Source organism: Peptoniphilus sp. (genome assembly GCF_022767005.1).
Classification (GTDB): domain Bacteria; phylum Bacillota; class Clostridia; order Tissierellales; family Peptoniphilaceae; genus Peptoniphilus_A.
Genome location: NZ_JALEOV010000040.1, coordinates 1 through 9,538 on the forward strand (window position 1 = coordinate 1; position 9,538 = coordinate 9,538).

Sequence of the window (9,538 nt, forward strand, 5' to 3'; positions counted from 1 at the left end):
CCAAGAAATGGTTGAAATATCTATGGATATAATCGTGGTGGTATCTAATGTTGACACTATTAATATCAATATTGATAGGTCAATGATTTGTGCAAGTCAACTAGACCTCATGGATTTAGCAGGGAAAGGCAGGACAAACCAAACTGTAAAAGGAAATTGGAACTTAATACAAGACCTTGCACTTAAAATTGCAGCAATGGGAACAGCAGTACAAACAGATACAAGGTATAACAATTTTAAGGTTGATTTTAAACATTTAGAAGGTACAGAGCAATTTGAAGGTATATACGACCAACAAATGGCACGTTTTGTAATATAGGAAAGGAGTGATAGAATATGACAGTTTATAGATGGGGGAAATATAATGTTACATCTAGAGAAATTAGAATACCACACAAAGAAGAAATTGTTTCTGGGAATTGTGAATTGTATCCAGAACTCAATACGTCCATCACAGATTATGGATTACACTCTGGTGGGTCTTATAGAGTTGATTACTACGGACACGATGAAGGTGCAGACTATAAATGTACGATTAATAATTATGGCGGAAAGTATATATTAGAAATTGTGGAAATTGAAACTACCTATGTTGACTTTGCATATGTGAGAGGTCGTTTAACAAAAACTTCATATTCTACAGAAACAGTTAAAGAAAAAGGCAACAAAGTAGGTACAGTAACATCAGCAAATAGAAATTCTTATCCTAATGACGGAGAAAGCGGAAGTTACTGGTACGTTTACGAGGGTATAGCAAACCAAACTCCAAGTATATCAGGTCAAGATGAAGATTTAGGAGGTTTTAAAGCACCTTTTAAAAGAGCGTTTTCTGTAAATGACCCAGACAATAACGAGACCTTAAACGTAATTGTAAAACTTAATTCTGCTACGATTAGGACAATAAACAATGCAACAAAAGGCGAGTCTTATGAGATTGACATTGATAAGACAAAATTTGATGAGTTAGAACTCAACAAAACAAATACCATTGAAATTACAGTATCTGATTCTAACGGAGCATCAGCCATAAGAAGATATACCTTTAAAAAGGTAAATTCGAATCCAGTTGTAACTGTAACAAATTCTAATATGGGTGAGCAAAACAAACCCTTTAGCTTTAACTTTAATGCAAATGACCCTGATGGCGATGAAATCACAGTTAAAATATATATTGATGATGTGCAAATTAAGGACTTGGGGCAAGTTACGAAAAATCAAGACATACAAGTTGCCATTGATAAACTTGATTATGCTAAGTTGCAAAATGGAAAGCACAAGATAAAAATAGAGGCGATAGATTCATACAATGCTAAAGGTATTGGATATATAGATTTTTCAAAGAGCATAAATTACTGTTGGTATAGACTAACAAAAGAAGTAGATGCCCAACCATCAGCAATTGTAACAAATGTACTTGCAGAATTAGCTGCTGGTGCAAATATGACTGTAAAGGTATCACTAAATGCCAAGGATACTAGTCCAACTTGGGAAGTTGTGCCTGATGAATTAATAGGACAGAAATATAACTTTAAGACTAAAACAAAAACAGCTGATAAGTGGTGTATTGGTGTAGACATAAGAATAGATAGAGCAGACACACCTGAGGGAAAGACATCATACTTCTATGGTTTTGTTGGAGCATATATGTAGGAGGTAAAAATGGCAATAGAATTTATAAATGAAAAATCTTTAAAAGAATTGCAAGAGGCAGATAATTCTAAGGCAATCCTAGAGGAGTTAAAGACAATAAATAAAGCAAATTTGGCTTTAGCTGAAGCGGTGGCAACAAATTATGAAACAAATTTAGAAAGAGCTGAAAAGACAGATGAAGTATTGGCGACAATTTATGAAACTATTTTAGGGGGTAAAGAATGATTGATTTATATGTTGGATTAGTTATAAATGGAAAAAGAACTTGTGATGTGAATAATAAAGAAGTTAGGCAAGTACCTAAGCATTTAAGAAATGCAGTTATAGCAGAACTTAAAGCACAAGGATATGATGAGAATGGCAAAGAAATCAAATAGTGTATTAATTGGATTTGCAGTGGCAAGTCTTTTTTTATACAAATTTTTTGTTAGGAAGGGAGGTGTAAGTATGTTAGATCTTTATGTAGGTTTAGTTTCAAGACAAAGAAGAACTTGTAATCCTGATAACAAAAAGGTTAGACAAGTTCCAAAGATTTGGAGAGATGCAGTCTTAGAAGACTTAAAGGCTTTAGGACTTGATGCTGATGGTATGCCAGTAAAAATGGAAGAAGAATAAGTATTATAAGTTGCTCTCCTTGATATAATAGTATCGAGGGGAGTGATTAATTTTGGATTCAAACATTTTAGCTGTTGGGATTTCTGCCATTGTTTCATTAATGGTAGCGGTGGGGACTTCTATTTATACGACTAGGAAGAATATTAAACTTGAAAAAGAAATGTATTTTAGGAAGACAAAAATTGAAGATATAGATTTATTGTTAGACTCAATTACTGAATATATGAAATTTTATTCTTTGGAATCTGAAAGAGTAAGTTCTTTATTGGATGGAAAAGTTACCTTAGAAAAACTTAACACTTATTCTGAAGATATAAAAAAAGTTACATCATATGATGCAATAGATTTTACAAAAGGCAATGTTAATATACCCTATGATAGTGATGAAAATAGGGTTTTAGAACAAGTAAAACTATTTGATTTAGACGAAAAATTTTATAGCAGTTTTTGTGCTACTAATTTCATGATTAAAAACTTATATTTAAGATGGAATTTCGAAGAAGATATAAGTACAGATTCTAGACAAAGAGTTATAGAATGCATGGGTTTAATCAATAGTACATCTATAATATGTATGAAGTTACAAATAGTATTAGAAGGTCTTAGGAAATATAATCTTTCTAAAATGAAAGGAAGTCAAAAGAAAGGTTATTCGAAGGATATTATTAATGAAATTAAAGGTAGATACAACTTATATGGATTTTAAGGACCTAGTTCTAGGTTCTTTTTTAATGCAAAAAAGAAGGTGACATATGGATCAAGATATAAGAGATAAATTTACTGAATTAGAGAAAAAGGTAGACAGCGTTGATTCAAAAACAGATAAGACCAATGAAAGAATTGATGATTTAGAAGCTAGACTCTATGATTCAGAAACAAATATAAAAATAATTCAAACAACTATGAACTTGATTCTTAATGACACCAAAGAAATAAAAGGTGACATAAAAGAAATTAAAAAGAATAGGGAAGAAGATCACTTCGTTAGACCTATAGAAAAATCAGAAAAGCTGCGAAATCAAATTTTTGGTGTAGTAATAGGAATTCTGGTTAGTGGTTTTGTCGTATATCTCTTCCCGATGCTTAAATAGGAGGTGGAAGATGTTAGAGTTTAAATTTATGCCGATTAAATATAACTATTCCAGTAGAAAAGGCAAGAAAGTCCAATTTTTAGTTATCCATGATACTGGTAATTCTGGAAGAGGAGCCAATGCTTTTAATCACTTTAAATTTTTTGGTGGTGGAAATAGGAATGCAAGTGCCCATTATTTTGTAGATGACCATGAGATAGTGCAAATTATAGGAGATAGCTTTTCTTCCTGGCATTGTGGAGATAACCAAGGTCATGGTAGGGCCTTAAATGGTGTTAGGAATTGCACTTCAATTGGGATTGAACTTTGTATAAATTCAGATGGAGATTATCAAAAAGCTTATGAAAATTTAGTAGAGTTGGTTAAAAATCTCAGGGTTAAATTTAATATTCCTATAAAAAATGTTTGTAGGCACTATGATGTTTCCAGGAAAAGATGTCCTGGAACTTTTTTTACAAAAAATCTTTGGGAAAAGTTTTTAAAAGATGTTCAAGGGCCTATAAAAATAAAATTGGATTTATCAAAGTCCAGTGTTGGTGTACCTGTGCAAGAAAAGGCACTTAAGGAAAGGATTGATAAAGTTATGGATCAAATATTAAAATCCGACAAGGTAAAAATTAATTACAATGGCAAGGAGATTAACTTGCGAGGGAAAAACATTCAAGGTACTAATTATGTATCTATAAGAGACCTTGCCGAAGCCTTAAATTTACAAGTTGGTTGGAATCAAGAAAAGCAAACTGTTGAATTGAGGGGATAGGATGCAAGACTTAGTTTTTAGCTTAAAAGAATATTTAAGTCCTGAACTGGTTTTTATGATTCCTGTGCTTGTTGTGATAGGGAAAGCTTTAAAGAAGTCCAATAGAATAAGTGATAGTCTAATACCTACAATTTTATCCATTGTAGGTATTCCTATTGCCTTGGTGACAAGTCTTGCCAATCGAATAGATCCCATGAATAATATTCAAATTGTCGTGTGGATTCTTATGAGTATTGGTCAAGGAGTGTTTCTTGGTGCAACAGCTGTAGGGGTTCATCAATTTTATAAGCAGCATACTGAATTTAAGAATCTTAAGAACTGGGAAATGAAAGAGGACTTAATTAAAGAATTTAAAGAATCTATGGAGGATAGAAATGAATGCAAGTAATATATTTTATGTAGTTTTATCAATTGCATCTGTTTTAATTACTGGTGTCTTGGTGCCTCTCCTAAAGCAAAAATACGGCAAAGAAAAAATTGTAAATGTCATGGAGGCAGTAGATATTGCAGTAAAAGCAGCTGAGCAAATATACACTAAGGCAGGGCAAGGACAATTAAAGAAACAATATGTTTTAATGAGGTTAAACGAGCAAGGGATAAAACTTAGCGATAAAGAACTAGATGACATGATAGAAGCTTCGGTTTTGGAACTTAATAGGTGGAAGTTAGAAATTAGTAAATGATTTTATGAAATGAAACTCAGCATAAGATATAAACCTAGGTGCTATGATAGGCCTTGGCTTATAAAAAGAGTTAACGGAAAATACGGACAGCACGCACACATGCGAAGAAAAAAAGATGCCGTAAAACTAAGAAATTTGTTGGATAAAAACCTTATGCCTTATGGTGATAAATTTAAAATTGCTGCAAAGAGATTACTCAGTGGAAAAAAGTATAAAAAGCTTGAAAGCAGTAGTAATAAGGCATGTAAATGCATTAAGAAAAAATAAAAAGCTCTATATGGGGGTTGTAGAGACTTAACCTTGTAGACCTGATGCTTACTAGGTTTTAAGGACTATATAAGTACGAATATAACTTTTTTATAAAACGTAGAATTTTAAATATTTGTAACGCTTTTAATATACAGCCTAGGGATCTAACCTAGGCTTTTTTTATTGCAAAAAAATAGGGACAGTTGTTACTGTCCTTATAAGAATAAAAAAGGTAGGTAATCTTTTTGTAGATTCTCTACACCTAAATAATAACAAATGTTCTAAAAGAATGCAAGTTCTTTTTCAGCTTTTCTCTAAAATTATGTAATGTAGCTTTCCCACTTATAGTCCCCACTTATTCAATTATAAGGTTGCATTAAATAGGTATTTTAAGCGGTTTGATATTATAAACATATCGGGTTCGACTCCCACCGCCTCCACCAAATTAATATTATCGTGTAATGATGTACACTGTAATTTAAACCATTCTTTTATAGGATGGTTTTTTTATTTGCCAGAAACTGCCGTGTGTTTTTATAAATTTCGGCAAAATTTTTCAAAGGATATTTAAAATTAAAATTCAAAAAGAAGACTTATAAAAATTAAATATTCTTAAATATAATAAAAGAGGCTCAAATCTCTTTTTAACTTGATTGCAGTAATTTTTCATACATTTCTATTAATTCTACTGGTATTACGAAGTTAAAGTAGGTACCAGATTTTGATAAGAAGAGATACATAAGTCCTAGAGATGTAAATTTTTTCATATTTACATAGACATTTTCGTCGGAATAATCTACGGCACCATTGTAAAAATCATAAAAGCTTTTGTGTTCTTTTTCGTCAAAACTCATGAGAGTATTTTTAAATTCTGATGTTATTTTATTATGTATTGCATCAACTTCTTCTGTTAAGCTTAGTCCTTCAAGGTTTAAATTATAGGAATTTGCAATGAGTTCTCTTTGTTCTTGGTCTAAACTTTCGATAATAGGGTATAATTTATCAACAGGCAGTTTGTTAATTGTTTCAACTTTAAATAGTTTTAATAAAAAATCGCTCATAATTCACCTCGTATTTATTATACATGAAATGAGCTTAGGGAGGTAATATGTCTAAAATTAAAAAAATTTTTATAGGGGTTTAGGTTATTAAGGCCTTTAAATTTATTTGATTTAATAAGATATTAGACATAAAATAAACTTGATAAAATATAAGTGGAGTGAACAATGAAGAATTTAATTTGTAGGTATAAAGACAAAGTTTTAGAAAGTGGAAAAGAAACAATTTTGTGTGGAATTGTGAATGTTACGCCAGATTCCTTTTCTGACGGTGGAAAGTGGTATGGCACAGATAAAGCTGTAAATAGGGCAATGGAACTTATTAAAGCTGGTGCAAAAATGATTGACATTGGCGGTGAATCCACTAGACCTGGTTCGACTTATGTTGAGATTGAAGAAGAAAAAAATAGAGTTGTGCCAGTTATAAAAAGATTAAAGGAAATGACAGATGTCCCTATTTCAATTGACACATGGAAATCTGATGTTGCAAAAGCTGCAATAGAAGCAGGGGTCGATTTTGTAAATGACATAACAGGATTTATAGGTGATCCAAAAATGGCAGAGGTCGTAGGGAAAAGTGATGTAGGAGCAATTTTAATGTTTAACCCAAAGATTGCAAGACCAAATCACAAGAGCAGTGCTAATTTTCCATCTTTTGGTGGTGCTGGAGCTTTCACTGATGAAGAATTAAAATCTTTTGAAGACATGGACATTGTCGAAGTAATGAAAAAATATCTTTCAAAATCAATTTCTCGTGCAGAAGAAAATGGAATTGAAAGAGAAAGAATAATGCTTGATCCTGGCATTGGATTTGCATTGACAAAAAGGGAAAATTTAAAATTAATTGATAAAATTGACGTATTAAGGGAAATGGGATGTTTTACATTTTTGGGGGTATCAAGAAAAAGATTTATCACAAATATTTTAACTGAAAACAATATTGATGTAGATGCAAATAAAGAAGAAGGATTTGAAAATAGAGATGAAGCATCAGCAGCACTTACAACAATTGCTGCATATAAGGGTGTTGAAGTTTTAAGGGTTCATACAATGAAGCATCATCTCCTTGCGAAAATAGTTGCAGATTCAGTAAGGCTCAATGAAGTAATTGAAGATGTAAATTTCAAACCTTATTCACTTTAAATTATTTTTTAGAAGATATATAATATAATTATTAACAATAAAGGGGGACATTATGTCATTAATTGAAAATTTAAAAAGTAGAGTAAGATCATCTAAACCAGAAATTGTATTTCCTGAAGGTGATGATTCAAGAATTTTAAGAGCAGCAATTAGACTTAATGAAGATGGCGATATTAAACCAATAGTTTTAGGAGATAAAAAGGAACTTGAAGCTCTAGCAGAAAAAGAAGGCGTAAAATTAGGAAGTCTTGAAATTTTAAATCCAGTTAACTACGATGAAAAAGACGAAATGGTTAAAGCTTTTGTAGAAAGACGAAAGGGAAAAGTTACTGAAGAACAAGCAGAAGAAATTTTAAAGGATCACAATTATTTTGGAACAATGCTAATCTTCATGGGAAAAGCTAAGGGATTAGTATCAGGAGCAGCTCACACAACTGCAGATACTGTTAGACCAGCACTTCAAATTATAAAAACAAAACCGGGTTACAAGAGATGTTCTGGAGCGTTTATTATGCTAAGAGGCGAAGAAATGTATTTAATGGCAGATTGTGCAATTAACATTGACCTTGATGCAGAAGGACTTGCAGAAGTAGCGGTAATATCTAATGAAACAGCAAGACAATTTGGAATGGATCCAAAGATTGCAATGCTTTCTTTCTCAACTAAGGGTTCAGCATCTCACGAAAGAGTAACAATGGTAGCTGAAGCAACAAAAATGGCAAAAGAAAAAAATCCTGAAATGGCAATAGATGGAGAACTTCAATTTGATGCAGCTTTAGTAGAATCAGTTGCAAAGAAAAAGGCTCCAGGTTCAGAGGTTGCAGGACATGCAAATGTATTTATATTCCCTAACATTGAAGCGGGAAATATTGGCTATAAAATAGCACAAAGATTTGGCGGATTCGAAGCAATTGGACCAATTCTTCAAGGACTTAATGCCCCAGTAAATGACCTATCTCGTGGCTGTGTAGAAGACGAAGTATATTCACTAGCAATAATAACAGCAGCACAAGCAGTGCTATAAAATAAATTGATGAGGACTTCCTTTGGGAGTCTTTATTTTTTTGTTGTAAATATATATAATCAATTCAAGAAAGTTGTGATTGTAAATAGTAGGTTGTGAAGAATGGAAAATAGAAAGTGGAAAATATTTTTAGTTGAAGATGATAAAGTAATTGCAGAAGAAATCGAAAGGTATTTGAAAATTTGGAATTATGAAATAAAAAGAGTTCAGGACTTTCAAAATATTTTTAATGAATTTAAAAATTTTCATCCAGACTTAGTTTTAATGGATGTAACTCTACCTTTTTTTAACGGATATCACTGGTGTAAAGTAATTAGAGATAATTCTAAAGTTCCAATTTTATTTATTTCTGCGGCTGATGAAAATTTAAACTTAATAATGGCAATGGATCTTGGGGCAGATGATTATTTGACAAAACCTTTTGATCTGGAAGTACTTCAAATAAAGATAAGGGCTCTTTTGAGAAGAACTTACGAATATTTTGAAACTAAAAATATTTATTATAGGGACATTATTCTTAAATGCGACAGCATGATTGTATCAATAAAAGATAGGGAAATAGAACTTACAAAAAATGAATTTAAAATTTTAGAAGTTTTATTGGAGAAGCCAGGGAAAATTATTAGTAGAGATGAGATTATTGATAGGATTTGGCAAACCGATTCTTACATAGATGACAATACCTTAACTGTAAATATTATGCGTTTGAGAAAAAAACTAGAGGATATACAGATTTTTGAACTTATAAAGACTAAGAAGGGATTAGGATACTATGTCCCACCTGCCAATTAGAAAATTTTTAAAAAGAGAGAAATTTACAATTATATTTGGATTGATTATATTTTTTTATATTTTGGGAGTTCATTTAATTTTTGATATTGAAAAAAAGAAGAGCATCTATATTTCTTTCTTGTATTTATTTTTATTTTTTATGTATATTTGTTTTCTTTATTTTGAAAGTAATAAAGAGTATATTGAAGAAACTTACCTAATAAATAAAAGGGACTATAAGAAAATATATGAAATAAAGGCATCTCCCTTATCAAAGGCTTTGTATGAAGAAATAAAAGAAAATAAAGTTTATAGGGATAAGGAAGAGAAAAAAAGAGAAGATGTAAAAAATTATTTTACAATTTGGACTCATCAAATAAAATCTCCAATTTTTGCATTAAAATTACTTCTTAAAAAAGATGAAATAAATAGGATTGATTGTGAGAATGAAATTTTTGAAATTGAAGAATATGTTGGAAATATTTTAGGTTATG

At 31.2% G+C, this 9,538-nt stretch carries 14 protein-coding genes and 2 pseudogenes; 15 read left to right on the forward strand and 1 reads right to left on the reverse strand.

Annotation, left to right across the window (positions count from 1 at the left end; translation table 11 throughout):
• The 11 genes and pseudogenes from MR285_RS03155 to MR285_RS03205 form a co-directional block, all read left to right on the forward strand.
• Positions 1 to 319 (forward strand): annotated as a pseudogene (locus MR285_RS03155) (hypothetical protein); the annotation flags it as partial.
• Positions 320 to 336: 17 nt separating this feature from the next.
• On the forward strand, positions 337 to 1,650 hold the full coding sequence (locus MR285_RS03160) for a hypothetical protein (protein ID WP_293557944.1): 1,314 nt from the start codon (positions 337 to 339) through the stop codon (positions 1,648 to 1,650).
• Positions 1,651 to 1,659: 9 nt separating this feature from the next.
• Positions 1,660 to 1,875: a hypothetical protein gene (locus tag MR285_RS03165; RefSeq protein WP_293557946.1), complete on the forward strand. Its 216-nt coding sequence runs from the start codon at positions 1,660 to 1,662 to the stop codon at positions 1,873 to 1,875.
• Positions 1,872 to 2,027 carry a CD1375 family protein gene (locus MR285_RS03170; protein WP_293557948.1) on the forward strand — a complete coding sequence of 52 codons (156 nt, stop codon included), beginning with the start codon at positions 1,872 to 1,874 and terminating at the stop codon, positions 2,025 to 2,027. The genes MR285_RS03165 and MR285_RS03170 overlap by 4 nt, the downstream gene beginning before the upstream one ends.
• 70 nt (positions 2,028 to 2,097) lie before the next feature.
• Positions 2,098 to 2,265, forward strand: coding sequence for a CD1375 family protein (locus MR285_RS03175; protein WP_285072390.1), 168 nt, complete (start codon positions 2,098 to 2,100; stop codon positions 2,263 to 2,265).
• A gap of 52 nt (positions 2,266 to 2,317) precedes the next feature.
• Entirely contained in the window at positions 2,318 to 2,971 is a 654-nt protein-coding gene (locus MR285_RS03180; protein ID WP_293557954.1) for a hypothetical protein, read from the forward strand.
• A 46-nt stretch (positions 2,972 to 3,017) separates the two neighbouring features.
• Complete coding sequence (locus MR285_RS03185; RefSeq protein WP_293557956.1) at positions 3,018 to 3,356, forward strand: hypothetical protein; 339 nt, start codon at positions 3,018 to 3,020, stop codon at positions 3,354 to 3,356.
• 10 nt (positions 3,357 to 3,366) lie between these two features.
• On the forward strand, positions 3,367 to 4,116 hold the full coding sequence (locus tag MR285_RS03190) for an N-acetylmuramoyl-L-alanine amidase (RefSeq protein WP_293557957.1): 750 nt from the start codon (positions 3,367 to 3,369) through the stop codon (positions 4,114 to 4,116).
• Position 4,117: 1 nt separating this feature from the next.
• Positions 4,118 to 4,504: a phage holin family protein gene (locus MR285_RS03195; protein ID WP_293557959.1), complete on the forward strand. Its 387-nt coding sequence runs from the start codon at positions 4,118 to 4,120 to the stop codon at positions 4,502 to 4,504.
• Entirely contained in the window at positions 4,491 to 4,799 is a 309-nt protein-coding gene (locus MR285_RS03200) for a phage holin, LLH family (protein ID WP_293557961.1), read from the forward strand. Before MR285_RS03195 ends, MR285_RS03200 begins: the two co-directional genes overlap by 14 nt.
• Positions 4,800 to 4,808: 9 nt before the next feature.
• On the forward strand, positions 4,809 to 5,066 hold the full coding sequence (locus MR285_RS03205; RefSeq protein ID WP_293557963.1) for a hypothetical protein: 258 nt from the start codon (positions 4,809 to 4,811) through the stop codon (positions 5,064 to 5,066).
• A gap of 626 nt (positions 5,067 to 5,692) precedes the next feature.
• Here the strand turns inward: MR285_RS03205 and MR285_RS03210 are convergent.
• Positions 5,693 to 6,109, reverse strand: coding sequence for a hypothetical protein (locus MR285_RS03210; protein WP_293557965.1), 417 nt, complete (start codon positions 6,107 to 6,109; stop codon positions 5,693 to 5,695).
• A gap of 165 nt (positions 6,110 to 6,274) precedes the next feature.
• Here MR285_RS03210 and folP point away from each other — a divergent pair, with 165 nt between their 5' ends.
• From folP to MR285_RS03230, 4 genes and pseudogenes are all read left to right on the forward strand, one after another.
• Entirely contained in the window at positions 6,275 to 7,249 is a 975-nt protein-coding gene (gene folP, locus MR285_RS03215) for a dihydropteroate synthase (RefSeq protein ID WP_293557967.1), read from the forward strand.
• 52 nt (positions 7,250 to 7,301) lie between these two features.
• Positions 7,302 to 8,273, forward strand: coding sequence for a phosphate acetyltransferase (gene pta / locus MR285_RS03220; RefSeq protein WP_293557969.1), 972 nt, complete (start codon positions 7,302 to 7,304; stop codon positions 8,271 to 8,273).
• Positions 8,274 to 8,375: 102 nt separating this feature from the next.
• Positions 8,376 to 9,065, forward strand: a complete 690-nt coding sequence (locus MR285_RS03225; RefSeq protein ID WP_293557971.1) for a response regulator transcription factor — start codon at positions 8,376 to 8,378, stop codon at positions 9,063 to 9,065.
• Positions 9,046 to 9,538 (forward strand): annotated as a pseudogene (locus MR285_RS03230) (sensor histidine kinase); the annotation flags it as partial. The gene MR285_RS03225 and the pseudogene MR285_RS03230, both read left to right, overlap by 20 nt.

What these genes read in the sequence shown, in the direction of transcription:
- MR285_RS03160 (WP_293557944.1), top strand. Translation starts at nt 337, where the DNA reads ATGACAGTTTATAGATGGGGGAAATATAATGTTACATCTAGAGAAATT.
- MR285_RS03165 (WP_293557946.1), top strand. Translation starts at nt 1,660, where the DNA reads ATGGCAATAGAATTTATAAATGAAAAATCTTTAAAAGAATTGCAAGAG.
- MR285_RS03170 (WP_293557948.1), top strand. Translation starts at nt 1,872, where the DNA reads ATGATTGATTTATATGTTGGATTAGTTATAAATGGAAAAAGAACTTGT.
- MR285_RS03175 (WP_285072390.1), top strand. Translation starts at nt 2,098, where the DNA reads ATGTTAGATCTTTATGTAGGTTTAGTTTCAAGACAAAGAAGAACTTGT.
- MR285_RS03185 (WP_293557956.1), top strand. Translation starts at nt 3,018, where the DNA reads ATGGATCAAGATATAAGAGATAAATTTACTGAATTAGAGAAAAAGGTA.
- MR285_RS03190 (WP_293557957.1), top strand. Translation starts at nt 3,367, where the DNA reads ATGTTAGAGTTTAAATTTATGCCGATTAAATATAACTATTCCAGTAGA.
- MR285_RS03195 (WP_293557959.1), top strand. Translation starts at nt 4,118, where the DNA reads ATGCAAGACTTAGTTTTTAGCTTAAAAGAATATTTAAGTCCTGAACTG.
- MR285_RS03200 (WP_293557961.1), top strand. Translation starts at nt 4,491, where the DNA reads ATGAATGCAAGTAATATATTTTATGTAGTTTTATCAATTGCATCTGTT.
- MR285_RS03205 (WP_293557963.1), top strand. Translation starts at nt 4,809, where the DNA reads ATGAAACTCAGCATAAGATATAAACCTAGGTGCTATGATAGGCCTTGG.
- MR285_RS03210 (WP_293557965.1), bottom strand. Translation starts at nt 6,109, where the DNA reads ATGAGCGATTTTTTATTAAAACTATTTAAAGTTGAAACAATTAACAAA.
- folP (WP_293557967.1), top strand. Translation starts at nt 6,275, where the DNA reads ATGAAGAATTTAATTTGTAGGTATAAAGACAAAGTTTTAGAAAGTGGA.
- pta (WP_293557969.1), top strand. Translation starts at nt 7,302, where the DNA reads ATGTCATTAATTGAAAATTTAAAAAGTAGAGTAAGATCATCTAAACCA.
- MR285_RS03225 (WP_293557971.1), top strand. Translation starts at nt 8,376, where the DNA reads ATGGAAAATAGAAAGTGGAAAATATTTTTAGTTGAAGATGATAAAGTA.